20 protein-coding genes and 1 riboswitch are annotated in these 23,319 nt (G+C 61.0%); of the genes, 11 read left to right on the top strand and 9 right to left on the bottom strand.

Features of this window, described 5'->3' with window-relative positions:
* Positions 1 to 12: 12 nt before the first annotated feature.
* A complete protein-coding gene (gene epd, locus ACRESH_RS01660; protein WP_431740297.1) occupies positions 13 to 1,080 on the bottom strand; it encodes an erythrose-4-phosphate dehydrogenase in 1,068 nt (355 codons plus the stop codon).
* Positions 1,081 to 1,221: 141 nt separating this feature from the next.
* Entirely contained in the window at positions 1,222 to 3,219 is a 1,998-nt protein-coding gene (tkt, locus tag ACRESH_RS01655) for a transketolase (protein WP_431740296.1), read from the bottom strand.
* Between the two features lie 259 nt (positions 3,220 to 3,478).
* Between tkt and ACRESH_RS01650 the strand changes: the two genes are divergently transcribed.
* The 4 genes from ACRESH_RS01650 (at position 3,479) to ACRESH_RS01635 (ending at position 8,031) form a co-directional block, all read left to right on the top strand.
* The gene (locus ACRESH_RS01650; RefSeq protein WP_431740295.1) at positions 3,479 to 4,474 is read left to right on the top strand and encodes an ArsR/SmtB family transcription factor; all 996 of its coding nucleotides are present in this window, start codon (positions 3,479 to 3,481) and stop codon (positions 4,472 to 4,474) included.
* A gap of 19 nt (positions 4,475 to 4,493) precedes the next feature.
* A complete protein-coding gene (gene metK, locus ACRESH_RS01645) occupies positions 4,494 to 5,684 on the top strand; it encodes a methionine adenosyltransferase (protein ID WP_431740294.1) in 1,191 nt (396 codons plus the stop codon).
* 147 nt (positions 5,685 to 5,831) lie between these two features.
* Positions 5,832 to 7,517, top strand: coding sequence for an NAD-dependent DNA ligase LigB (gene ligB, locus ACRESH_RS01640; RefSeq protein WP_431740293.1), 1,686 nt, complete (start codon positions 5,832 to 5,834; stop codon positions 7,515 to 7,517).
* A 127-nt stretch (positions 7,518 to 7,644) separates the two neighbouring features.
* Positions 7,645 to 8,031: a DUF1090 domain-containing protein gene (locus ACRESH_RS01635; RefSeq protein WP_431740292.1), complete on the top strand. Its 387-nt coding sequence runs from the start codon at positions 7,645 to 7,647 to the stop codon at positions 8,029 to 8,031.
* A 33-nt stretch (positions 8,032 to 8,064) separates the two neighbouring features.
* Here ACRESH_RS01635 and ACRESH_RS01630 read toward each other — a convergent pair whose 3' ends face one another.
* Positions 8,065 to 8,514: a c-type cytochrome gene (locus ACRESH_RS01630; protein ID WP_431740291.1), complete on the bottom strand. Its 450-nt coding sequence runs from the start codon at positions 8,512 to 8,514 to the stop codon at positions 8,065 to 8,067.
* Positions 8,515 to 8,643: 129 nt separating this feature from the next.
* Here ACRESH_RS01630 and mltA point away from each other — a divergent pair, with 129 nt between their 5' ends.
* Positions 8,644 to 9,795 (top strand): murein transglycosylase A, encoded by a 1,152-nt coding sequence (gene mltA / locus ACRESH_RS01625; protein WP_431740290.1) that lies wholly within the window; start codon positions 8,644 to 8,646, stop codon positions 9,793 to 9,795.
* Position 9,796: 1 nt separating this feature from the next.
* Here mltA and ACRESH_RS01620 read toward each other — a convergent pair whose 3' ends face one another.
* The 3 genes from ACRESH_RS01620 to ACRESH_RS01610 form a co-directional block, all read right to left on the bottom strand.
* Positions 9,797 to 10,183, bottom strand: coding sequence for an MAPEG family protein (locus ACRESH_RS01620; RefSeq protein ID WP_431740289.1), 387 nt, complete (start codon positions 10,181 to 10,183; stop codon positions 9,797 to 9,799).
* 25 nt (positions 10,184 to 10,208) lie between these two features.
* Positions 10,209 to 11,042, bottom strand: a complete 834-nt coding sequence (locus ACRESH_RS01615) for an EamA family transporter (RefSeq protein WP_431740288.1) — start codon at positions 11,040 to 11,042, stop codon at positions 10,209 to 10,211.
* Positions 11,043 to 11,197: 155 nt separating this feature from the next.
* Positions 11,198 to 11,599, bottom strand: a complete 402-nt coding sequence (locus ACRESH_RS01610; protein WP_136478480.1) for an acyl-CoA thioesterase — start codon at positions 11,597 to 11,599, stop codon at positions 11,198 to 11,200.
* A 183-nt stretch (positions 11,600 to 11,782) separates the two neighbouring features.
* Positions 11,783 to 11,887: riboswitch (S-adenosyl-L-homocysteine riboswitch) on the top strand.
* A 21-nt stretch (positions 11,888 to 11,908) separates the two neighbouring features.
* On the opposite strand from ACRESH_RS01610, the gene ahcY reads away from it, so the two are divergent.
* The 5 genes from ahcY to ACRESH_RS01585 all read left to right on the top strand — a co-directional run bounded on the left by ahcY (position 11,909) and on the right by ACRESH_RS01585 (position 18,409).
* Positions 11,909 to 13,318 (top strand): adenosylhomocysteinase, encoded by a 1,410-nt coding sequence (gene ahcY / locus ACRESH_RS01605; protein WP_431740287.1) that lies wholly within the window; start codon positions 11,909 to 11,911, stop codon positions 13,316 to 13,318.
* A 95-nt stretch (positions 13,319 to 13,413) separates the two neighbouring features.
* Entirely contained in the window at positions 13,414 to 14,259 is an 846-nt protein-coding gene (gene metF, locus ACRESH_RS01600) for a methylenetetrahydrofolate reductase [NAD(P)H] (protein WP_431740286.1), read from the top strand.
* A gap of 105 nt (positions 14,260 to 14,364) precedes the next feature.
* Positions 14,365 to 15,447, top strand: coding sequence for a hypothetical protein (locus ACRESH_RS01595; protein ID WP_431740285.1), 1,083 nt, complete (start codon positions 14,365 to 14,367; stop codon positions 15,445 to 15,447).
* 65 nt (positions 15,448 to 15,512) lie between these two features.
* Positions 15,513 to 16,298, top strand: a complete 786-nt coding sequence (locus ACRESH_RS01590; RefSeq protein WP_431740284.1) for a substrate-binding periplasmic protein — start codon at positions 15,513 to 15,515, stop codon at positions 16,296 to 16,298.
* A 224-nt stretch (positions 16,299 to 16,522) separates the two neighbouring features.
* Positions 16,523 to 18,409 carry a DEAD/DEAH box helicase gene (locus ACRESH_RS01585; protein ID WP_431740283.1) on the top strand — a complete coding sequence of 629 codons (1,887 nt, stop codon included), beginning with the start codon at positions 16,523 to 16,525 and terminating at the stop codon, positions 18,407 to 18,409.
* Positions 18,410 to 18,472: 63 nt separating this feature from the next.
* Here ACRESH_RS01585 and ACRESH_RS01580 read toward each other — a convergent pair whose 3' ends face one another.
* From ACRESH_RS01580 to ACRESH_RS01570, 3 genes are all read right to left on the bottom strand, one after another.
* On the bottom strand, positions 18,473 to 19,051 hold the full coding sequence (locus tag ACRESH_RS01580) for a YceI family protein (protein WP_431740282.1): 579 nt from the start codon (positions 19,049 to 19,051) through the stop codon (positions 18,473 to 18,475).
* Between the two features lie 33 nt (positions 19,052 to 19,084).
* On the bottom strand, positions 19,085 to 19,636 hold the full coding sequence (locus tag ACRESH_RS01575; RefSeq protein WP_431740281.1) for a cytochrome b: 552 nt from the start codon (positions 19,634 to 19,636) through the stop codon (positions 19,085 to 19,087).
* A gap of 229 nt (positions 19,637 to 19,865) precedes the next feature.
* On the bottom strand, positions 19,866 to 21,686 hold the full coding sequence (locus tag ACRESH_RS01570; protein WP_431740280.1) for an FAD-dependent oxidoreductase: 1,821 nt from the start codon (positions 21,684 to 21,686) through the stop codon (positions 19,866 to 19,868).
* Positions 21,687 to 21,875: 189 nt separating this feature from the next.
* On the opposite strand from ACRESH_RS01570, the gene ACRESH_RS01565 reads away from it, so the two are divergent.
* Positions 21,876 to 23,282 carry an adenosylmethionine--8-amino-7-oxononanoate transaminase gene (locus ACRESH_RS01565; RefSeq protein WP_431740279.1) on the top strand — a complete coding sequence of 469 codons (1,407 nt, stop codon included), beginning with the start codon at positions 21,876 to 21,878 and terminating at the stop codon, positions 23,280 to 23,282.
* The last annotated feature ends 37 nt before the right edge of the window (positions 23,283 to 23,319 follow it).

Raw genomic sequence — 23,319 nt, 5'->3', positions numbered from 1 at the left:
GAATGCAGTCCTTCAGGGCTGTTTACAAGTGGAGCGGGTTTGATTGACGACGTGCAGATAATGATCGGCAACGTCGAGCATACGGTTGGCAAACCCCCATTCGTTGTCGAACCAGGCCAGCAGGTTGACCAGCCGGGGGCCGGAAACGCGGGTCTGACTGGCATCGACGATCGCCGAATGTGGGTCATGGTTGAAATCACAACTGGCGTGCGGCAGTTCAGTGTAGGCCAGCAAGCCCTTGAGCGGTCCGCTCAGGGCCGCATCACGCAACACCCGGTTGACCTCAACTGCGCTGGTATCGCAGGCGGTCTGCAGGGTGATGTCCAGGCACGACACGTTGACGGTCGGCACGCGTACGGCTTTGGCCTGAATTCGCCCGGCAAGTTCCGGCAGCAGGCGCTCGATACCGCGGGCCAGCCCGGTAGACACCGGAATCACCGACTGGAACGCCGAACGGGTACGGCGCAGGTCTTCGTGGTGATAGGCGTCAATCACCGGCTGATCATTCATCGCCGAGTGGATCGTGGTGATCGACACGTACTCCAGGCCAAAGGCCTGGTCCAGCACCCGCAGCAGCGGCACGCCGCAGTTGGTGGTGCAGGAGGCGTTGGAGACCAGGCGCTCGCTGCCATCCAGGCAATTCTGGTTGATGCCGTAAACAATCGTTGCATCGACGTCTGCTTCACTGGCCATCGGCTGGGAGAACAGCACCCGCGGCGCACCGGCATCGAGAAAACGCATGCCATCGGCACGTGTGTTGTAGGCACCAGAGCACTCAAGCACCAGATCGACATCCAGCGCCGCCCAGTCGATCCCTTCCGGGGTGGCACTGCGCAAGACTTTCACGCAGTCGCCATTGATATGCAGACAATCGCCATCGACCTTCACCTCACCGGGAAAACGCCCGTGGGTGGAGTCGAAGCGTGTCAGGTATTCGAGACTGGCCTGATCGGCCAGGTCGTTCAGTGCAACGATTTCGAAGCCCGCCTTCGCCCCCCGTTCAAAGAGTGCGCGCAAGACGCAACGACCGATACGGCCGTAGCCGTTGAGTGCAACTTTGTAAGGACGCGGTTGGGGCATGGGATGCTCACGGAACAGAAGCGTTATCTGCAACCTGTGGGATTCGAGTCGCCTCATTCGCCGGCAACGCCGGCTCCTACAGGGATCGCGCGCGTAGGAGCCGGCGTTGCCGGCGAATGCAGGCAACACCGCTCAACGCAATCAGTCTTCCAGCAGCTCTTCAGCAGTCCCCAGGATGTTCTCCAGGGTGAAGCCGAACTCTTCGAACAAAGCAGCCGCCGGGGCCGACTCGCCGTAGGTGGTCATGCCGATAACACGACCTTCGAGGCCGACGTACTTGTACCAGAAGTCGGCATGGGCCGCTTCGATAGCAATACGCGCACCGACCTGCAGCGGCAGTACCGACTGCTTGTAGGCAGCGTCCTGGGCATCGAACACGCTGGTGCACGGCATCGAAACGACGCGGGCCTTGCGGCCTTGCTCGGTCAGCTTGTCGAAGGCCTGAACGGCCAGGCCCACTTCGGAACCGGTGGCGATCAGGATCAGTTCAGGCTCGCCTGCGCAGTCTTTCAACACGTAGCCACCACGGCTGATGTCGGCGATCTGGCCAGCATCACGGGTTTGGTGCTGCAGGTTCTGACGCGAGAAGATCAGCGCCGACGGGCCGTCCTTACGCTCCAGCGCGTGCTTCCAGGACACCGCCGATTCGACGGCGTCGGCTGGACGCCAGGTATCCAGGTTCGGCGTGCTGCGCAGGCAGGTCAGTTGCTCGATCGGCTGGTGCGTCGGGCCATCTTCGCCCAGACCGATGGAGTCGTGGGTGTAGACGTGGATCACTCGCTGCTTCATCAGCGCCGACATACGCACGGCGTTGCGGGCGTACTCCATGAACATCAGGAAGGTTGCGCCGTAAGGCACCAGGCCGCCGTGCAGGGCAACACCGTTCATGATCGCGGTCATGCCGAACTCGCGCACGCCGTAGTACATGTAGTTGCCGCTGGCATCTTCAGCGCTGATGCCCTTGCAACCCTTCCACAGGGTCAGGTTGGAGCCGGCAAGATCCGCCGAGCCGCCGAGGAACTCTGGCAGCAGAGGGCCGAAGGCATTCAGGGTATTCTGGCTGGCTTTACGGCTGGCGATGGTTTCGCCTTTGGCCGCGACTTCAGCGATGTAGGCAGTCGCCTTCTCGGAGAAATCGGCCGGCAACTCGCCGCTCAGACGACGTTTCAGCTCGCTGGCCAGTTCAGGGAAGGCACCAGCGTAGGCGGCAAAGCGCTTGTCCCACTCGGCTTCAACAGCCTTGCCGGCTTCTTTGGCGTCCCACTCGGCGTAGATGTCAGCCGGGATTTCGAACGGACCGTGGTTCCACTTCAGCTCTTTACGGGCCAGGGCGATTTCGTCGTTACCCAGCGGGGCACCGTGGCAGTCTTCTTTGCCCTGCTTGTTCGGCGAGCCAAAACCAATGATGGTCTTGCAGCAGATCAGGGTCGGCTGCGCGCTCTTGCGGGCGGTGTCGATGGCGGTCTTGATCTCTTGCGGATCGTGGCCGTCGACATTGCGGATCACCTGCCAGTTGTACGACTCGAAACGCTTTGGCGTGTCGTCGGTGAACCAGCCTTCGACTTCACCGTCGATGGAGATGCCGTTGTCATCGTAGAAGGCAATCAGCTTGCCCAGGCCCAGGGTACCGGCCAGCGAAGCGACTTCGTGGGAAATGCCTTCCATCATGCAACCGTCACCCAGGAACACATAGGTGTGGTGGTCGACGATGTTATGGCCTGGGCGGTTGAACTGGGCACCCATGACCTTTTCGGCAAGGGCGAAGCCAACGGCGTTGGCCAGGCCCTGGCCGAGCGGACCGGTGGTGGTCTCGACGCCTGGGGTGTAGCCGAGCTCCGGGTGGCCCGGGGTACGGCTGTGCAGCTGACGGAAGGCTTTCAGATCGTCGATCGACAGGTCATAGCCGGTCAGGTGCAGCAGCGAGTAGATCAGCATCGAGCCGTGACCGTTGGACAGCACGAAGCGGTCACGGTCTGCGAAGTTGGGGTTACTCGGGCTGTGTTTCAGATAGTCGCGCCAAAGAACCTCGGCGATATCCGCCATGCCCATAGGGGCACCGGGGTGGCCGCTGTTGGCCTTTTGCACGGCATCCATGCTGAGGGCACGAATGGCGTTGGCACGCTCACGACGGCTGGGCATCGCTTATCTCCTGGGGCTTGAATTAATTATGAAACGAAAAAAGGCGGCCATTTTCGCCCAGGCACGTGCCCGGGGGCAATGACGGATGGTCGATGCAGCATGATTTTCCTGTGTTTGAGAGAAGAATCAGGCGTTAACCCGGGCAAACAGCAGGATCGGTCGTACGCCCTGCGACGAATTGCCCCGCCCATCGAGCAATATCAAAACTTTTTGATATTGCTCTTGCGACGTTGCCACGGCCTGACTAGACTGCCGCTCCATGAACCTACCTGTGCCCGCAATCCGTTCCGAGCAAAGCGAAGACCTGGCCGCCCTGTGCAAAGCCAGCGGCGACCCGCTGCGTCTGAACGTATTACGGGCACTGGCCAGCGACTCTTTCGGCGTGCTGGAACTGGCGCAGATCTTCGCCATCGGCCAGTCGGGCATGAGCCACCACCTCAAGGTACTGGCCCAGGCCGGGCTGGTAGCGACCCGGCGCGAAGGCAATGCGATTTTCTATCGTCGCGCCCTGCCCGATGGCTTGCGCATAGGCGGCAAGCTGCATGCGGCGCTGCTCGACGAGGTCGACGGGCTGAGCCTGGCGGAAGAAGTGCAAGCGCGCATCGGCCAGGTCCAGCAACGCCGGGCTGCCACTAGCCAGGACTTCTTCCTGCGCGTCGAAGAGAAATTTCGTGCCCAGCAGGACCTGATTGCCGGGCTGCCCCAATACCGCGAAAGCCTCCTGGCGCTGCTCGACAAACTCAGCTTCGCCGCTGACGCCAGCGCCCTTGAAGTGGGCCCTGGCGATGGCGAATTTCTTCCCGAGCTGGCCCGGCGTTTTGTTCGGGTCACCGCGCTGGACAACAGCCCAACCATGCTCGAGCTGGCGCGCCAGGTCTGTCATCGCGAAGGCCTGGCTAATGTGAACCTGCAGTTGGCCGATGCACTCAGTGCAACGGATGTGGAAGCCGACTGCGTAGTGCTGAACATGGTCCTGCACCATTTCAGCGCCCCGGCCGAAGCCCTGCGGCAGCTGGCCAACCGTGTGAAAGCAGGCGGCAGCCTGTTGGTAACAGAGTTGTGCAGCCACGACCAGAGCTGGGCCAGAGAGGCCTGTGGCGATATCTGGCTGGGCTTTGAGCAGGACGACCTGGCCCGTTGGGCCAGCGCTGCGGGACTGGCTCCCGGGGACAGCCTGTATGTGGGCTTACGTAATGGTTTCCAGATTCAGGTCCGCCATTTTCAGCGGCCGGCTGGCGACACTCAACATCGGTAAATTTTAGGAACCCGTCGAGATGAGCGAATACTCCCTTTTCACCTCCGAGTCCGTGTCTGAAGGGCATCCGGACAAAATCGCCGACCAGATTTCGGACGCTGTGCTGGACGCCATCATCACCCAGGACAAATACGCACGCGTGGCCTGCGAAACCCTAGTGAAAACCGGTGTAGCGATCATCGCGGGTGAAGTCACCACCTCGGCCTGGGTAGACCTGGAAGAGATCGTCCGCAAGGTCATCGTCGACATCGGCTACAACAGCTCCGACGTCGGCTTCGACGGCGCCACCTGCGCAGTGATGAACATCATCGGCAAACAATCGGTAGACATCGCCCAGGGCGTTGACCGCAGCAAGCCGGAAGACCAGGGCGCTGGCGACCAGGGCCTGATGTTCGGCTATGCCAGCAACGAAACCGACGTGCTGATGCCAGCACCGATCTGCTTCTCCCACCGCCTGGTCGAGCGCCAGGCCGAAGCACGCAAGTCCGGCCTGCTGCCGTGGCTGCGCCCGGATGCCAAGTCGCAGGTCACCTGCCGTTACGAAGGCGGCAAGGTCGTCGGCATCGACGCCGTGGTCCTGTCGACCCAGCACAACCCTGAAGTCTCGCAGAGAGACCTGCAAGAAGCAGTGATGGAGCTGATCGTCAAGCACACCCTGCCTGCCGAGCTGCTGCACAAGGACACCCAGTTCCACATCAACCCGACTGGCCAGTTCATCATCGGCGGCCCAGTGGGTGACTGTGGCCTGACCGGCCGCAAGATCATTGTCGACAGCTACGGCGGCATGGCCCGTCACGGCGGTGGCGCGTTCTCCGGCAAGGACCCATCCAAGGTTGACCGCTCTGCCGCTTACGCCGGTCGTTACGTGGCCAAGAACATTGTCGCCGCAGGCCTCGCCGAGCGTTGCGAGATCCAAGTGTCCTACGCCATTGGCGTAGCTCAGCCGACGTCCATCTCGCTTAACACCTTCGGCACCGGCAAGATCTCCGACGACAAGATCGTCCAGCTGGTGCGTGAGTGCTTCGACCTGCGTCCGTACGCCATCACCACCATGCTCGACCTGCTGCACCCGATGTACCAGGAAACTGCAGCCTACGGTCACTTCGGCCGTATCCCGCAGCAGAAGAATGTCGGCGACGACACCTTCACCACCTTCACTTGGGAACGCACCGACCGCGTCGATGCCCTGCGCGCTGCTGCTGGTCTGTAAGCGTTAAGCTGCAAGCGACAAGAGAAACCCCTGCCGAGTGATCGGCAGGGGTTTTTTCATGACATATCGGCTGACAACTCACGGTGATGCCCTGAACGCCAATTGCCTAGGCTGAGGATTCCGAACTGCCAAGCAAGGATGCTGGCCATGTTGCTCAAGCTGCTCGTTTATCTTCTAGTTGCACTCTACTTGTCCACAACCCACGCCGAGGAATGCCCTGCCTGGCCCATCGACCGTGCTCGCAACAAGACCGGCCAATTGCGTGAGACCCTGGCCAAGTGGGATGAGCATTACCATAGTCTCGGCATATCGCTGGTGCCAGATGAGCTCTACGACCAAAGCCGACAGCGCCTGAAATACCTCCAGGATTGCTTCAACCTGAAGAATGTCGACAACCCGCTAGCCAGTGCCCGCGGCCCGATAGCCCATCCCATCACGCACACTGGCGTCGAGAAGCTGGCCGACGATCAAGCAGTGGCTCAGTGGATGCAGGGTAAACAGAACGTCTGGATTCAACCCAAGGTGGATGGCGTCGCTGTCTCGCTGGTCTTTCGACAAGGCAAGTTGCTGCAACTGCTCAGCCGTGGTGATGGCGTGCAGGGGCATGACTGGAGCCGCCACATACCTTATCTCAGCGGCGTAACCCGACAACTGCCCCAGCCACTCGACCTCACCCTGCAAGGCGAACTTTACTGGCGCCTCGACGGCCATGTGCAGTCTGCTGCTGGAGGGCTAAACGTTCGCGGCACAGTGGCGGGACTGATGGCGCGCAAGCAGCTGAGCGCCGAGCAAGGTGCAGGCATCGGGTTGTTCGTCTGGGATTGGCCCGAAGGCCCGACCACTCAGACCGAGCGCCTGGCCAGGCTGGCAGAACTGGGTTTTCCTGACAGCCAGCGTTACAGCGTTGCCATCGTTACTCATGACGAAGCCGCCCACTGGCGCCAGCACTGGTACCGCTCGCCGCTACCCTTCGCCACCGACGGCGTGATCCTACGTCAGGACAGCCGCCCACCCGCCGAGCGCTGGCGGGCTAACGCGCCCTACTGGATCGCAGCCTGGAAACACCCTTTCGCCCAGGCAATGGCCGAGGTGCGCGAGGTGCACTTCAGGGTCGGACGCACCGGTAAGGTCACGCCGGTGCTGCAGCTGCAGTCGGTCATGCTGGATGACCGGCGCATTACTCAAGTCAGCCTGGGCTCATTGGCACGTTGGCAGTCCCTGGACATCCGTCCGGGCGACCAGGTGGCGATCAGTCTGGCCGGCCTGACCATCCCGCGCCTGGAGCACGTGGTGCATCGCAGCGTTCATCGGCCGTTGGTGCATCCTCCTGCAAGCGGGCGATTTCACCCGCTGAGCTGCTGGCAGGCCAGCCCCGGCTGCGAAGAGCAGTTCACCGCACGGCTCACCTGGCTCAGCGGCAAGCAGGGGCTGGATATGCCGCGAGTAGGCGTTGCGACCTGGCGCAACCTGGTGCAGGCAGGTTTAGTCAGCACCTTGGCCGACTGGCTGGCATTGACCAGCGAACAGATACGGCAACTACCCGGCTTCAGCGCAGCCAGCGCCGAGCGGCTCTTGCAGGGGTTTGAAAGCGCTCGCGCACGCCCCTTCCAGCAGTGGCTGCACGCCCTGGGAATACCCGCGCCGCGCAGCGCTGAACTGGGCCTTGACTGGCATTCCCTGGCTGCCAGGACTGCCGATCAGTGGTCCAGCGAGGCCGGTGTCGGAACAGCACGTGCCGAGCAGCTACTAGCCTTCTTCAGCCATCCGCAGGTGCAGGCGCTGGCTGAGCAACTGCTGGACCAAGGCATCGAAGGATTCCAAAGCGACCACTGAAATAACGCCTGTAAATGTAGGTTTTTCCTGCAGTACAGCTGAAAAGCCTACTGAGGGTTCCTTAATTCAGGAAATCAGGGCAGGATTTCCCCCAACTTTTACTGCCATGCCCCGAATGGAGGCGCCCATGAAACTGTTCTCTTCGCTCGTTCTGATGACTGCATTTGGTCTGGCTGCTGATTCGTTACAGGCTGCGCCGGAGGCGAATGGCCTGACCGGTTGTGCTGCCAAGAAAGTCGACATCCAGCAACAGATTGACAAGTCCATTAACCCTTTCGAAAAAGCAGGTCTTGAGAAAGCGCTGAGTGAGGTCAATGAGCACTGCACTGATGCTGGCTTGAAAAAAGAGCGTGAACAGAAAGTGCTCGACGCTCGTCACGAAGTGACACAGCGCACCAAGGACCTGGACAAGGCCATGAAAAAAGGCGACGCCGAGAAGATCAACACGCGCAAGGACAAGCTAGCCGAGTCCAAGAAAGAACTGCAGCAAGCACTGGACGCACTCGAGAAGTAAGCCGAGGTATTGCGTTGCCCCGCGATGGCGTAGTCAATGATTACGAAACTCGGTATGACAGGCTTTGCACGCCGCTTCGACCTTGTCTGTCGGCGCGGCCAGATCCGCAGCCTGCAACGGCTGGGTGCGCGTGACCGCTACCAGCTCGCCGGTAGCGGTCTCCAGTTGGCGGGCCAGGTCCTGAAACCGCACCTGTTTCTCCCAGACCTCTGCCCGAGCACTGGTTTCGTCGTCCTCACGAACCTGCGGGAAATGCTTCCAGGGCTCACGGGACAAGTTGTCGAGCTTGATCGCGCCGTCGGCAAACTTCTGCCCGTCAAAGGCCAGCCGCCCGCGCAGCATGCCGCCCAGGTCTTCACTGGTCTTGAGCATCTGTTTGAAAATGGTCTTGCGCTGGCCCAGTGGCGAGTTGGGATCAACACCACCGCAGGCGGTCAGAGTCAGGCAGGCCAGCACTACAACAGAGAGTCGCTTGAGCATCATGTTAACTTTGGCTCACGGGAAAAAGGCGGCCAGTATCCTCGCCTCATCGCCAAAGACCAATACCCTTATTAACTCTACGGATTGCCGGGACACCTGAGCCCCAGGCAAACCGCCAAGGAAACCCTGTTCATGAAATTTTCCCTGCGCCATCTGGGATGGTCGCTCTCGGTACTGGCGCTGCTCGCCGGTTGCAACGGCGGCGGCCCGGAAAAACCCAAACCTCACGCATTGGCCACCTACGTCAGCAGCACCTGGAAAGACCTGCCACAGGTTAGCGACAGCGACCTGCTGGCAGGTTTCGAAGCCTGGCGCAGCGCCTGCGAGCGCCTCAAGCGCGACGCCATCTGGGCCAACACCTGTACAGCCGCGACCAGCGTCCCCAGTGACAGCGCCCAGGTACGCAGCTTTCTCCAGACCCAGCTGGATGTGTACAGCATGCGCTCGGGTGAAAACAGCGCCAACGGCCTGATTACCGGGTACTACGAACCGGTCTACCCCGGCAGCCTGACCAAGACCGACAACGCTCATGTACCCGTTTATGGCGTGCCTGATGACATGATCGTGGTGGCCTTGGACAGCATTTATCCGGAACTCAAGGGCAAACGCCTGCGCGGCCGCCTGGAGGGTCGCACCCTCAAACCCTACGACAGCGCTGAAGTGATCAACCAGCAAGGCGTGCCTGCGCCTGTACTGGCCTGGCTGACCGACCCCATGGACCTGCAGTTCTTGCAGATCCAGGGTTCCGGGCGGATCCAGCTCGACAACGGCCGCCAGCTGCGCGTCGGTTACGCCGACCAGAACGGCCACCCCTATCGCCCGGTGGGGCGCTGGTTGGTCGAACAGGGCCAGCTGAAAAAAGAAGACGTCACCATGGGCAGCATTCATGCCTGGGCCCAGACTAACCCGACGCGGGTGCCCGAACTGCTGGCAAGCAACCCCAGCTACGTGTTCTTCAGTACCCGCCCGGACAGCAACGAAGGCCCACGCGGCTCACTCAACGTGCCACTCACCGCAGGCTACAGCGTGGCCATTGACCGCAAAGTGATTCCGCTGGGCAGCCTGCTGTGGCTATCCACCACCCGTCCCGACGGTGCTCCCGTGGTGCGCCCGGTTGCAGCCCAGGACACCGGCGGTGCAATCACCGGTGAAGTGCGTGCCGACTTGTTCTGGGGTACCGGCAGCGAAGCGGGCAAGCTGGCCGGAGATATGAAGCAGCAGGGCCAGATCTGGTTGCTCTGGCCCAAAGGTGCGACGCTGCCCGAAGTGCCCAAGGTGCCCTGAATCAGACCGAGACGACAAAGAACGAGACAATCAGCCCCAGGCCGACGAACCAGACCAGCGAACGCAGGGCGGCCCAGTCGGCCAGGTAGCAAATGATGTAGAGCAGGCGGCTGGTGATGAACAGCACCGCCAGCACATCCTGGGTCACCTGCTCGGCATTGCCGACGATGTCGGCGATGATCACCGCCGCGGCAAAAGCTGGAAAGGCTTCGAAACTGTTCAACTGGGCGGCATGGGCACGACGCGGCAGACCTTCGAGCTTGTCGAGAAAAGCCCGCGGATCGTGGTTCTGCTTCAGGTTGAAACGTCCGCTGCCGAACTTGGCGATGCTGGTACACAGGATCGGCAGAAACAACGCAATCAATACACACCAGAAAGCAACGGTCATGGCTAAGTCCTTGTCGGTTGGAACATCAAAGTTTCATGATCAGCATGCCGATCAGCACCAGGGCACAGGCTAAGAGCCTGGGTCGGCCAAAAGGTTCTTTGAGGTAGCGCATGCCGAACAGCACCACCAGTATCACGCTGACCTCACGCAACGCCGCAGCTTCGGCCACCGAACCCAGCTGCATGGCCCAGAGCACCAGGGCATAGCTGAGCAGCACGCATAAACCTACCGCCAAGCCGAGCCGCCATTGCAAGCGCCAGAACAGTAGGAAAGGCGCGCGTCGGGCGACACTGGCCAGCAACGGAAACGGCCAGGCACTGAGCAGCGTCAACCAGACAAGATAGTCCAACGGCTGCGACCAGAGCCGGATCGCCTGGCCATCGAACCAGGTGTAGCAACCGATGCACAGCCCGATCAAGGCCACCACTGGCAGCATCGACCACGGCAGGCGGTCGCCGCCACCGCCTTGCCAGAGCAGACAGGCCATGCCACAGGGTATCAGCAGAATGCCGATGATCTGCTGGCTGCTTAATGTTTCGCCGGCAAAAGTCAGCGTCAGTGCCAGTACCACCAACGGTGAGAGGCCGCGCATCAGCGGATAGACCAGCCCCAGGTCGCCCACGCGGTAGGCCTGGATCAGCAGGAACCGGTACAGCTGTTCAAACAGTGCCGAAGCCAGCAACCACGGCCAGACCTCGGCGGGCGGGAACTGCACGAAGGCGACCATCACCAGTGCAAACAGCAACGCCACCACGTCCATGCTGGCAATTACCAGCAGGCGCTCGCCGCTGAACTTGATCAGGGTGTTCCAGGTTGCATGCAGCAGTGCGGCAACCAGAACCAGGGAAGTGGCTAACACGCGAAGGTCCTTGGCAGTGCAGGTCGGGTCATCAATGGCCAGCCACTATCTAAGCATTTCCCTCGGCGCCACGTCGCGCACAATCGAGCGCCGTGGAAACGATGTCTCCGGTGTAAAACATAAAGGAAGTCCCCGGCTTGCCCCGCGATGTTTTCTTACTCCACCGCGGTATCCGGAAACTGATCCTGGACATACTTGATCTCGGTCCGCCCATGCGCCGCCGGCAATCCATCCTCGCCAAGGTTGACGAAGACCATCTTGTCCACGGTCAGGATGCTCTTGCGGGTAATCTTGTTGCGCACTTCGCACTTGAGGGTGATCGAGGTGCGGCCGAACTCGGTGGCAGTGATACCCAGTTCGATAATGTCGCCCTGGCGCGAGGCGCTGACAAAGTTGATCTCCGAGATGTACTTGGTCACCACACGCTGGTTGCCCAACTGGACGATCGCATAGATCGCCGCCTCTTCATCGATCCAGCGCAGCAGGCTGCCGCCGAACAGGGTGCCATTGGGGTTGAGGTCTTCGGGCTTGACCCATTTGCGGGTGTGAAAATTCATATCGACTCCTGAGCGTCTTGCCATTCGATGAAGGTAATGATGGCAGAGCCTGTCGCCCTCCTCCATTTAACATCGACTATGGTCTCGATTAATCGACAGAAAGCCTTGGGCAGATGCGCAGGCGCGGCTATAATCGCCATCGCTTGAAAAACGGTCATCTGCACTTGATACCGTTCCCGCCACCTGTCCGAGGGGCGCTGCAGCAGGTTCAACCTGTCAGGCTCGGATGGGGCGTTGTCTGGCCAGGCTTGCCTGGCGACACTAAACGCACAACGGCGCCCATTCGCACACTACGAATGGAGGCTCTTCATGAGCGCTGTAAACACGCCTGCCGGTTTTACCGATTACAAAGTCGCTGACATCTCCCTGGCTGCATGGGGCCGTCGCGAAACCATCATCGCCGAATCGGAAATGCCTGCACTGATGGGCCTGCGCCGCAAGTACCTGCAAGAGCAACCGCTCAAGGGTGCCAAGATCCTCGGCTGCATCCACATGACCATCCAGACTGCCGTGCTGATCGAAACCCTGGTTGCCCTGGGTGCCGAAGTACGCTGGTCGTCCTGCAACATATTCTCCACCCAGGACCAGGCCGCGGCCTCCATCGCCGCCGCCGGCATCCCTGTGTTCGCCTGGAAAGGCGAGACCGAAGAAGAGTACGAGTGGTGCCTGGAGCAAACCATCCTCAAGGATGGCGCCCCATGGGACGCCAACATGATCCTCGACGACGGCGGTGACCTGACCGAGCTGCTGCACAAAAAATACCCAGCTGTGCTGGACCGCGTTCACGGCGTGACCGAAGAAACCACCACTGGCGTTCACCGCCTGCTGGACATGCTGGCCAAGGGCGAGCTGAAAATCCCGGCCATCAACGTCAACGACTCGGTCACCAAGAGCAAGAACGACAACAAATACGGCTGCCGTCACAGCCTCAACGATGCCATCAAGCGCGGTACCGACCATCTGCTGTCGGGCAAGCAAGCCCTGGTCATCGGCTACGGTGACGTGGGCAAGGGCTCGGCCCAGTCGCTGCGTCAGGAAGGCATGATCGTCAAGGTCACCGAAGTCGACCCGATCTGCGCCATGCAAGCCTGCATGGACGGCTTCGAGCTGGTTTCGCCGTTCATCGACGGTATCAACAACGGTACCGAAGCGAGCATCGACAAAGCACTGCTGGGCAAGATCGACCTGATCGTGACCACCACCGGCAACGTCAATGTCTGCGATGCCAACATGCTCAAAGCCCTGAAGAAGCGCGCCGTAGTCTGCAACATCGGCCACTTCGACAATGAAATCGACACCGCTTTCATGCGCAAGAACTGGGCATGGGAAGAGGTCAAGCCACAGGTACACAAGATCCACCGTACCGGCGCTGGCGATTTCGACGCGCAAAACGACGACTACCTGATCCTGCTGGCCGAAGGCCGCCTGGTGAACCTGGGTAACGCCACTGGCCACCCAAGCCGCATCATGGACGGCTCCTTCGCCAACCAGGTGCTGGCGCAGATCTTCCTGTTCGGCCAGAAGTACGCCGACCTGCCAGCCGCTCAGCAAGCCGAGCGCCTGACCGTTGAAGTACTGCCGAAGAAGCTCGACGAAGAAGTGGCCCTGGAAATGGTCCGCGGCTTCGGCGGCGTGGTGACCCAGCTGACTCCACAGCAGGCCGAATACATCGGCGTGACTGTCGAGGGGCCATTCAAGCCACACGCCTACCGCTACTGATGGGCCAAAGCTGGTGACGCTTCCAGCGTCACCGGCTTTTTTCTGTAAGCCAGCCACAGGTCTGGCCTGCTTGATCGGTTTACCAGGATTTCGCCATGTCTCAGGAACGTCGTTACAGCTTCGAGTTCTTCCCGACCAAGACCGATGCTGGACATGAAAAACTGCTCGCCACTGCCCGTCAGTTGGCCAGCTACAACCCGGATTTCTTCTCCTGCACCTACGGTGCCGGTGGCTCGACCCGTGACCGCACGTTGAACACCGTGCTGCAGCTGGAAAGCGAAGTGAAGATCCCTGCCGCGCCGCACCTGTCCTGCGTCGGTGACAGCAAGGAAGACTTGCGCAGCCTTTTGACCCAGTACAAGGCCGCCGGCATCCAGCGCATCGTCGCCCTGCGCGGTGACCTGCCGTCGGGCATGGGCATCGCCAGCGGCGAATTGCGTTATGCCAACGAGCTGGTCGAGTTCATCCGCCAGGAAAGCGGTGACCACTTCCATATCGAAATCGCCGCCTACCCGGAGATGCACCCCCAGGCGCGCAACTTCGAGGATGACCTGAACAACTTCGTGCGCAAGGCCAACGCCGGCGCCGACAGCGCCATCACCCAGTACTTCTTCAACGCCGACAGCTACTTCTACTTCGTCGAGCGCGTGCAGCAGATGGGTGTGGATATTCCTGTGGTTCCGGGGATCATGCCGATCACCAACTACAGCAAGCTGGCGCGATTCTCCGACGCTTGCGGTGCCGAGATCCCACGCTGGATCCGCAAGCAGCTGGAAGCCTATGGCGATGACGTCAAGAGCATCCAGGCGTTTGGCGAAGAAGTCATCACCCGCATGTGCGAACAACTGCTGCAAGGCGGTGCGCCAGGGTTGCACTTCTATACCCTGAACCAGGCCGATCCGAGCCTGGCGATCTGGAACAACCTCAAGTTGCCCCGTTGATCGACGTGCTACACCGTTGGTAACAATTACTATGGGATACTGAAAAGGCCTTAGCTTACGCTAAGGCCTTTTCTGCACTCTCCACCTGACGGACTATCGTGCTTCATGCCTCAAGGACATACTACGTCTCGCCCGCAACTGGTTTACCTGGTCTTCGGTCCCCAGACCTATCATCAGGAAGCCCAGTTCAGCATCGTCAGCGCCCTGGCCAACCTGCACAAGACGCCAGGCGAAGCCCTGGACATCCAGGTCTATAGCGACAACCCAGAGCCCTACCAGCATCTTCCAGTTACCGTCCACCCATTGGACGCCGCCACCCGCGAAGCCTGGAACCAGCCTTATGGTTATCACTTTCGCAGCAAGCACGTGGTCTTGCGTCAAGTACTGGCCAACGCGCCGGTGGCGGCACTGATCGATACCGATACTTTCTTCCACCAGTCGCCCATGGAGCTGTTCCGGCGCATCAAACCGGGCACCCTGCTGTGCAATGCCATCGGCGCTACCTTTGGTGCCGACAAGCAGTGCCGGCTGTACCAGAGCCTGGCAGCCATGCTTGAAGCGCGCGGGCTGGCCGACCGGCACATGCACCTGCTCAACTCTGGTGTCATAGGCCTGATGCAAGAAGATGCGCCATTGCTCGATCACTCCATCGCCTTGATGGATGAGTACTATCCCCATGCGAACGGCGCTTACACCCTGGAAGAGTTCTGCCTGGCCGTGGCGGCCTATCGCCGGATGCAGGTCAACCAGTGCACGGACCTGCTCCATCACTACTGGAGTCGCAAACAGCTGTTCAGGGCCAAGGTCCAGGCCTGGCTGGCCAAGCACCAGCACGCGCCGCTGAGCTGCCAGGCGCTGCAGGATGTGCCCCTGGTCAACGCCCAGTTGCCAAAACCGCCTGTCCTGCATCGCCTGGGCTACAAGGCGCTGAGCCTGACCCTGCCGAGCGAGCAGCGGCAGTTCCTGCGTGAATTGATGTACGGCTGCTATGAGTATGCCAACGAGTTCGATCGTGCCTGCGCCCCCGCCTGGTGGGACAAGGCCCTGGAAAACGCCAATGCCCGTCACCCACGCCCGCTGTGCCACGACAAACTGCAGCAGTGGTTCAAACGTCCCGGCATGCGCCTGAGCCTGGGCAGCAAGCACGGTACTGTTCGTGATTCACTGATAAACCGATCACAACGCTGAATACCCGGCAAGCGCAATGCGCACGTCTACTAGCCATAGCCGTGCGCACGTCGTAATCTCCAGCCATGCCTGATTTCACTCGCCTGCTGACCGCCCTGCTGCTCGCTTGCCTGAGTGCTTTTGCCCATGGCGAGAAACTGCGTATCGTTACCGAACCCTGGGCACCCTATGTGTACTTGGAGAACGGGCAGGCCAAAGGCATCGACTACGAAGTCACCGTCGAAGTGTTCAAGCGCCTGGGCGTGGAGGTGGACTGGCAGTTCCTGCCCTGGAAGCGCTGCCTGGCCATGATCGACCAAGGTCTGGCGGATGGCATCCTGGATATCTTCCTGACCGAACAACGCGCCAATCAGCTCGTCTACCCCAACGAGCCGCTGTCGGAGGTGGAATTCGTCCTGTTCTACGCCAATGCCCGGCCCCATTCGGTAAACAGCCTGCAAGACCTGCGCGGCCTGACCGTTGGCACCTCGCCTGGCTATGCCTACGCACCGGCGTTCAGCGAGTCGCCACTGTTCACCCGCGAACCGGCCCCGACCCATGAAGCCAACTTCGGCAAACTGCAGCGTGGACGCATCGACTTGCTGATCACCGACCGCCGCGTCGGTCGCTACCTCAGTAAAAACCTGGGCCTGGAGCAGGAAATCAGCGAACTGCCGTTGGTGGTCAGCCGCCAGAGCCAATACCTGGCGGTACGTCGTAATGCGGGCAGGGACTTGCTGATGCAACGCTTCGCTGCCGAACTGCGGCGTTTCAAACAAGAACCCGCTTATGCGGCCTTGAACGCTCGCTATGCTGGCATCGGCGAAAACTTTCGAACCACCGTTGAGCAGCAGGAACGCAGCACACCCTGATTGCTCTGTTATACTCGGGCCTTCCCGCCAGGCTTACGCCCGGACGCTCGACCTTGCAAAAGGCATCCCGACCGGCAGGACAGCGCGGCCAAGAGCCCGCCCGCCATACTCCGGATGCGCATTGAAGGCCCTGCTGGACCGGACGCGATAGCATCACCCGATGCCCATCGCGCCAGGCAAGATTATCCCATCGGGCTTAGCCCCCACTAAGAACAGGATTACTCATGTCCTTTGCTTCCCTCGGTCTCTCCGAGGCTCTAGTCAGCGCCATCGAGGCTGCTGGCTATACCCAGCCCACTCCGGTGCAACAGCGGGCCATTCCCGCCGTGTTGCAAGGTCGCGACCTGATGGTTGCCGCCCAGACAGGTACTGGTAAAACCGGTGGTTTCGCCCTGCCGATCCTTGAGCGCCTGTTTCCAGGTGGTCACCCAGACAAATCGCAGCGTCATGGCCCTCGCCAGCCGCGGGTCCTGGTGTTGACCCCGACACGTGAACTGGCCGCCCAGGTGCATGACAGCTTCAAGGTCTATGCCCGCGACCTCAAGTTCGTCAGCGCCTGCATCTTCGGTGGCGTCGGCATGAACCCGCAGGTTCAAGCCATGTCCCGTGGTGTTGATGTGCTGGTGGCCTGCCCGGGCCGCCTGCTCGACCTCGCTGGCCAAGGCAGCGTCGACCTCTCCCACGTCGAAACCCTGGTGTTGGACGAAGCCGACCGCATGCTCGACATGGGCTTCATCCACGACGTGAAGAAGGTCCTCGCACGGCTGCCAGCCAAGCGTCAGAACCTGCTGTTCTCGGCAACCTTCTCCAAGGACATCACCGACCTTGCCGACAAGTTGCTGCACAACCCCGAGCGCATCGAGGTTACCCCGCCGAACACCACGGTCGAGCGGATCGAGCAGCGTGTCTACCGCCTGCAGGCCAGCCATAAGCGCGCCCTGCTGGCCCACCTGATCACCACCGGCGCCTGGGAACAAGTGCTGGTCTTCACCCGCACCAAGCACGGCGCCAACCGCCTGGCCGAGTACCTGGAAAAGCACGGCCTGAGCGCCGCCGCAATCCATGGCAACAAGAGCCAGAATGCCCGCACCAAAGCCCTGGCCGACTTCAAGGCCGGCACCGTGCGCATCATGGTTGCCACCGATATCGCCGCCCGCGGCCTGGACATCGACCAACTGCCCCACGTGGTCAACTTCGAGCTGCCCAACGTCGAAGAAGATTATGTGCACCGTATCGGCCGTACTGGCCGCGCCGGTCGCTCGGGTGAGGCGATCTCGCTGGTCGCCCCGGATGAAGAAAAGCTGCTCAAGAGCATCGAGCGTGTCACCCGCCAGAAGATCCCGGATGGCGACCTGATGGGCTTTGATGCCTCCAAGGTTGAAGCCGAAAAGCCTGAAGTCCGCGAACGTCCGCAAAACAACCCACGTGGTGGCCGTGGCCAACGTGCTGACGGCAGCAACACTGGCAACGGCGGACGCAAGGACAAAGGCAAGGATCAAGGCAAGGAAAAAGGTCGCGAGAAAGACAAGGAAAAAACCGCAGAGAAATCTGCCGGTGGCCGTCAGGAACGCAAACCACGCGACAACCAAAAGCCACGCCAGCCCCAGTCCACTCAAGCAGGCACCCCAGCGGGACAAGCCAAACGTGATCCGGAAGAGTTCCTGGATGACGACGTGGACAACTTCGGCAACCGCGCCGACTACGTCAGCCCTTACCAGAACAAGGGCAACCAGGGCCGCAACCGTCGCCCTGGCGCACCAGCCCAGAGCGGTGCCGGCACTACTGGCCAGCAACGTAGCGGTGGCGGCCAAGGCCGCAACAATGGCCCACGTACGGGTACAGGCGGCTCGGCCAGCGGCGAAAAACGCGGTGGTTCGCGCAGTGGTGGCGGCGGTCAGCAACGCCGTGATGGTGGTGCCCGCAATCGCCGTCCAAACAGTGACAATCAATCGAGCGAACCGGCCGTGCGCAACCCACGTGAAAGCCAGCCGCAACCGAAGATCATGCACAAAGAGTCGAAGATCGACCGTTTCCCGACTGCCGAACAGCTTGAGCAACTGCCAAGCCGTCCGCGTGGCGAAAAGCCTGCACTGCTGACGCGTAATCGCTGATTCAGTCATGCAGACACAAAAACGCCGCCCCTAGGGGCGGCGTTTTTGTTGCCGTGGCAACAATTACTTCTGCTTGATGCCTTCGATCGAGATGTTCAGAACCAGGGTCTGCGAGGTTGGGCCCGGCCCCTTGATACCGAAGTCATTCAGGTTCAGGGTAGTGTTGGCGTCGAAACCGGCACGCTCACCGCCCCATGGATCCTGGCCTTCGCCGTTGAAGGTGGCCTTGAACGTTACCGGCTTGGTCACGCCGTGCATGGTCAGGTCGCCGGTCACGTCAGCGGTTTTCTCGCCGGTCGGCTTGACGCTGGTAGAGACGAACTTGGCCTCTGGGTACTTTTTCACATCGAGGAAGTCTTTGCTGGCGATGTGCTTGTCACGCTCGGCGTGGTTGGACCACAGGCTGGCGGTTTTCAGGTCGACAGCGATCTTGCTGGCTTCAGGCTTTGCTGCATCCCAGCTGAAAGAACCGTCGAAGTCCTTGAAGGTGCCGTGGATGAAGCTGTAGCCCAGGTGGCTGATCTTCCAGTCAACGAAGGCATGCTGGCCTTCCTTGTCGATCTTGTAGTCTGCAGCCATGGCCTGACCGGCCGAGAGCAGTGCGGTACCGAGCGCCAGAGCGGCAAAAGTCTTTTTCAACATGCGTCTATATCCCTTTGGAGTGGAGGTTGAACATCAAGCTTTGCGGCCCAGCATGCGAGTGAGGGTCGCGTCACGGTCGATAAAGTGGTGTTTCAGGGCTGCCAGGCCATGCAGGCCAGAAAAAATCACCAGGCCCCAGGCCAGGTAGAAATGGATCTCACCGGCGACGTCTGCCTGGTCGGGCAAGTTGCTGACCAGCGCAGGTACCTCGAAAAGTCCGAACACCGGGATGCCCACGCCATCGGCGGTGGATATCAGGTAACCGGCGATCATCACCGCGAACAGACCGAAGTAAAGCAGGCCGTGCCCGGCCTTGGAGGCTGCGCGTGTCAGTTTGCCGTGGTTAGGCAGCGCAGGTGGTGGTGGGCTGATGAAGCGCCAGGCCACGCGTGCCAGCATGACTGCCAACAACACCAGGCCGATACTCTTGTGCAGGTCAGGGGCGTCCTTGCGCCACGGGCTGTAGTAGTCCAGGCCCATCATCCACAGGCCAAGCGCGAACAGTCCGAAAACTGCCAGTGCCACACCCCAGTGCATGACGATGCTGACCAGGCCATAGCGAGAAGATGAATTGCGCAGTTGCATTGCCGTGTTTCCCTGTAAGAACTGTGCTCAAGACTAACGAGTTATCTATCGAATAAAAGCGAAAAATTTCGCTTCGAAATATCGAGAAAAACGATTGATAGTGTCTAGCACCGCTATTAAGGAAACATTAACTGAGGGGGAAGGTGTACCGATTTTGCGGAGCATCGCGGGGCAAGCCCGCTCTCTCAGGCTGTGAGAGCTGGCGTGCCCCGCGATGAGTTCAGCGCATTTACTGCGCCTTAGCCTGTACGTTGGCTACTGGCTTCTTGGCCGGTACAGGTTGCGCTGCGGTCTTCTTCGCCTGATCAGCCTTGGCTACGGGCTTTTTCACCGGTGCTTGCTTGACCGCTGCCTTGGCGGGTACCGCCTTGACCGGTGCTGGCTTGACTGGCTCTTCCTTGGCAACTGGAGCCACTGCTGGCGCAGGTGCTGCAGCCGGGGCCGGGGCGGCTTCTGCAGGTTTGGCCGCTGGTTGTTCGGCAGGCTTGTCGCCACCACCGAACATCCGCGAGAAGAAACCTGGTTTACTTTCTTCCTTCTTCACAGGCTCTGCCGCCTTGGCCGGCTTGTCGGACGAGCCTCCAAACAGATTGGAGAAGAAATTGCCCTTGCTGGCCGCCGCTGCAGTGGCGGCTGCGGCAGCTACCGGCACAGCCTTGACGGGGTCAAAGGACTTGCCCGCCGCCAAGTCCTGGACCTGGCTGGCCGCACGCTGACCGCTGCGCAGGGCGCCTTCCAGGGTGCCCGGGTAGAGGACGTCGGTGTGCTCGCCGGCAAAGGCGATACGCTGCACCGGGCGCTCCCAAAGACGCCAGAATTTACTGATCTGTCCCGGGCCATAGGCCAGGTAGGCACCGCCCATGTTGGCGTCGGTGCTGTAACGGCGTACTTCGTAACCGGTGAAGGCACCGCGAGCCTGTGGATAGAACGCATGCATGCGGATCAACACCTGGTCGACCATCTGCTTGTCGCCGAAGGCCTGCAGCAGGCGTGCATTGTCACCCGACAGGTTGATCACCACGTTGGCCCCACCTTTGAGCGCCGGCTCGATCCACAGCATGCCAAGGCCAGTGTTGCTGAAGATTTCGCCGGACATCCGCGCGCGGCTCTCCCACACCGGGTGCTTGAACTTGAGCAACAGCTGGTCGCGCCAGCCATAGTTGGTGCCCTTGAGCGCCGCCAGGTGCTTGGTGTCCAGGCCCGGGGTCATCTGGATCTTCGCCAGCGCGCGTAGCGGCACGGCCAGGACCACGTAATCAGCCTGATATGCGACGCTGCCGACTTTGACGGTGACGCCGTCCTTGTCCTGGGTAATGGCACTGACCGGCGAGCTGGTCTTGATAGTCTTCAGCTGTTTGACGAACGCCTGGGCCAACACCGGGCTACCGCCTGGCAGGCGTGCGGCGCGCAAGTCGCGGTCGCTGACACCACGGTAAACACGGGTTTGCTGGGCGAAATAGAGCAGCGACAGGCGCGATGGCTCGTCGTAGCGCGTACGGATCTGTTGGTTGATCAACTGACGCGCGGTGGTTGGCAGCTGCAGTTTGTCCAGCCAGCTGGACACGTTCAGTTGGTCGAGCGCGAACAAAGTGCTGTTGGCCGCCGGGTTCTGCGGATCGTCAATCGAGCGCGCCAGGTCGTCGAGGGTCTTTTCATAGCGCTTGAGCGCCTCGGCGGTGGCCGGTTGCTTGGTCGCCAGATCCGACGAGCTGAAATACTCGCCGTCGATAAGGTAACCCGGCATTCGGACGAACTCCGGTGCCGGCAGGGTACTGATCTTGAAGGTGTCGAGGTACTGGTTGAGGATCGGCTGGGCCTTGCTGTTGCCGATCCATTCGCTGGTGGCCAGGCCCGATCGTCCACCCATACCCGACTTGGCTTCGAGCAGGGTCACCTGCCAGCCCTTGCCCTGCAATTCATAAGCGGCGGTCAGGCCAGCCAGACCGCCCCCGACGACGATCGCCGTCGGGGTTTTGTCCTTGGCCAGCGCGGCACCGCTGAACAGTCCTATCATTACCAGCGCACAGGCGCGCAGCCACCCAGCAGACATGTTGGCGAACTCCGGATCAAAGCAGAAAGATGGGGGGATTCCCCCTGGAAAGAGTAGCCGAAGAATACGCGAGGCCAAGTCCCCCCGCCAGCCGCCTGCAGGCTGATTGCATGCCACGGGTTGTCCTCGACCGGCGCTTTGCATAGGCTTGCGCCGCATGTCCGCGCTGTCGTCGCCAGGAGAATAGAAATGGGCCTTAACCAACAGTGGATGCAACGTGACCTGAAGGTCCTGTGGCACCCCTGCACCCAAATGAAAGACCATGAACAACTGCCGCTGATTCCAATCAAGCGTGGTGAAGGGGTGTGGCTGGAAGACTTCGAAGGCAAGCGTTATCTCGATGCGGTCAGCTCCTGGTGGGTCAACGTCTTCGGCCATGCCAACCCGCGGATCAACCAGCGCATCAAGGATCAGGTCGACCAGCTTGAGCATGTGATCCTCGCAGGCTTCAGCCACCAACCGGTGATCGAGCTGTCCGAGCGCCTGGTGCAGATCACGCCCGACGGGCTAACCCGGTGCTTCTACGCCGATAATGGGTCGTCCTGCATCGAAGTGGCGTTAAAAATGAGCTTCCATTACTGGCTCAACAAAGGCCTGCCAGAGAAGAAGCGCTTCGTCACCCTGAGCAACAGCTACCACGGCGAGACCATCGCGGCGATGTCGGTGGGCGATGTGCCGCTGTTTACCGAAACCTACAAGGCGCTGCTGCTGGACACCATCAAAGTGCCAAGCCCGGACTGCTACCTGCGCCCGGAGGGCGTGAGCTGGGAAGACCATTCGCGCACGATGTTCGCGGCCATGGAGCAGACCCTGGCCGAACACCATGGAACCCTCGCGGCGGTGATCGTCGAGCCGCTGATCCAGGGTGCCGGCGGCATGCGCATGTACCACCCGGTATACCTCAAGCTCTTGCGCGAGGCTTGCGACCGCTATGGTGTGCACCTGATCCATGACGAGATCGCCGTCGGCTTCGGCCGCACCGGGACGATGTTCGCCTGTGAACAGGCCGCTATCCGCCCCGACTTCCTGTGCCTGTCCAAAGCCCTCACCGGCGGCTACCTGCCACTGGCGGCGTGCCTGACCACTGACGAGGTGTACAACGCCTTCTACGACGACTACTCGACCCTGCGCGCCTTTCTCCACTCGCACAGTTACACCGGCAACCCGCTGGCCTGTGCGGCGGCGCTAGCGACCCTGGACATCTTCGAGCAGGACAACGTCATCGACAACAACAAGGCCCTGGCTCAGCGCATGGCCAGCGCCACCGCGCACCTGGCCGACCACCCGCATGTAGCGGAAGTACGCCAGACCGGCATGGCCCTGGCGATCGAAATGGTCCAGGACAAAGCCAGCAAGAGCGCCTACCCCTGGCAGGAGCGTCGTGGCCTGAAAGTCTTCGAGCACGCCCTGACGCGCGGCGCCCTGCTACGCCCGCTGGGTAGCGTGGTGTACTTCCTGCCGCCCTATGTGATTACCCCGGAACAGATCGACTTCCTCGCGGAAGTGGCCAGTGAAGGCATTGATATCGCTACGCGCGACAGTATCAGCGTGGCGGTTCCGGCTGATTTCCATCCAGACTTCCGCGATCCAGGCTAGAAAGCATCGCGGGGCAAGCCCGCTCCCACGGTGGGGG

The organism is Pseudomonas sp., assembly GCF_050739775.1.
GTDB lineage: Bacteria > Pseudomonadota > Gammaproteobacteria > Pseudomonadales > Pseudomonadaceae > Aquipseudomonas.
This window is presented reverse-complemented; position numbering and strand designations above follow the sequence as displayed.

Excerpts from the sequence above, each read along its gene's own strand:
- ACRESH_RS01610 (WP_136478480.1), bottom strand. The coding sequence starts at position 11,599 with ATGAATTTTCACACCCGCAAATGGGTCAAGCCCGAAGACCTCAACCCC.
- metF (WP_431740286.1), top strand. The coding sequence starts at position 13,414 with ATGTCTCAGGAACGTCGTTACAGCTTCGAGTTCTTCCCGACCAAGACC.
- ligB (WP_431740293.1), top strand. The coding sequence starts at position 5,832 with ATGTTGCTCAAGCTGCTCGTTTATCTTCTAGTTGCACTCTACTTGTCC.
- ahcY (WP_431740287.1), top strand. The coding sequence starts at position 11,909 with ATGAGCGCTGTAAACACGCCTGCCGGTTTTACCGATTACAAAGTCGCT.
- ACRESH_RS01630 (WP_431740291.1), bottom strand. The coding sequence starts at position 8,514 with ATGATGCTCAAGCGACTCTCTGTTGTAGTGCTGGCCTGCCTGACTCTG.
- ACRESH_RS01585 (WP_431740283.1), top strand. The coding sequence starts at position 16,523 with ATGTCCTTTGCTTCCCTCGGTCTCTCCGAGGCTCTAGTCAGCGCCATC.
- ACRESH_RS01590 (WP_431740284.1), top strand. The coding sequence starts at position 15,513 with ATGCCTGATTTCACTCGCCTGCTGACCGCCCTGCTGCTCGCTTGCCTG.
- ACRESH_RS01650 (WP_431740295.1), top strand. The coding sequence starts at position 3,479 with ATGAACCTACCTGTGCCCGCAATCCGTTCCGAGCAAAGCGAAGACCTG.
- ACRESH_RS01565 (WP_431740279.1), top strand. The coding sequence starts at position 21,876 with ATGGGCCTTAACCAACAGTGGATGCAACGTGACCTGAAGGTCCTGTGG.
- ACRESH_RS01620 (WP_431740289.1), bottom strand. The coding sequence starts at position 10,183 with ATGACCGTTGCTTTCTGGTGTGTATTGATTGCGTTGTTTCTGCCGATC.
- mltA (WP_431740290.1), top strand. The coding sequence starts at position 8,644 with ATGAAATTTTCCCTGCGCCATCTGGGATGGTCGCTCTCGGTACTGGCG.
- ACRESH_RS01635 (WP_431740292.1), top strand. The coding sequence starts at position 7,645 with ATGAAACTGTTCTCTTCGCTCGTTCTGATGACTGCATTTGGTCTGGCT.
- ACRESH_RS01575 (WP_431740281.1), bottom strand. The coding sequence starts at position 19,636 with ATGCAACTGCGCAATTCATCTTCTCGCTATGGCCTGGTCAGCATCGTC.
- ACRESH_RS01570 (WP_431740280.1), bottom strand. The coding sequence starts at position 21,686 with ATGTCTGCTGGGTGGCTGCGCGCCTGTGCGCTGGTAATGATAGGACTG.
- metK (WP_431740294.1), top strand. The coding sequence starts at position 4,494 with ATGAGCGAATACTCCCTTTTCACCTCCGAGTCCGTGTCTGAAGGGCAT.
- tkt (WP_431740296.1), bottom strand. The coding sequence starts at position 3,219 with ATGCCCAGCCGTCGTGAGCGTGCCAACGCCATTCGTGCCCTCAGCATG.
- ACRESH_RS01595 (WP_431740285.1), top strand. The coding sequence starts at position 14,365 with ATGCCTCAAGGACATACTACGTCTCGCCCGCAACTGGTTTACCTGGTC.
- ACRESH_RS01580 (WP_431740282.1), bottom strand. The coding sequence starts at position 19,051 with ATGTTGAAAAAGACTTTTGCCGCTCTGGCGCTCGGTACCGCACTGCTC.
- epd (WP_431740297.1), bottom strand. The coding sequence starts at position 1,080 with ATGCCCCAACCGCGTCCTTACAAAGTTGCACTCAACGGCTACGGCCGT.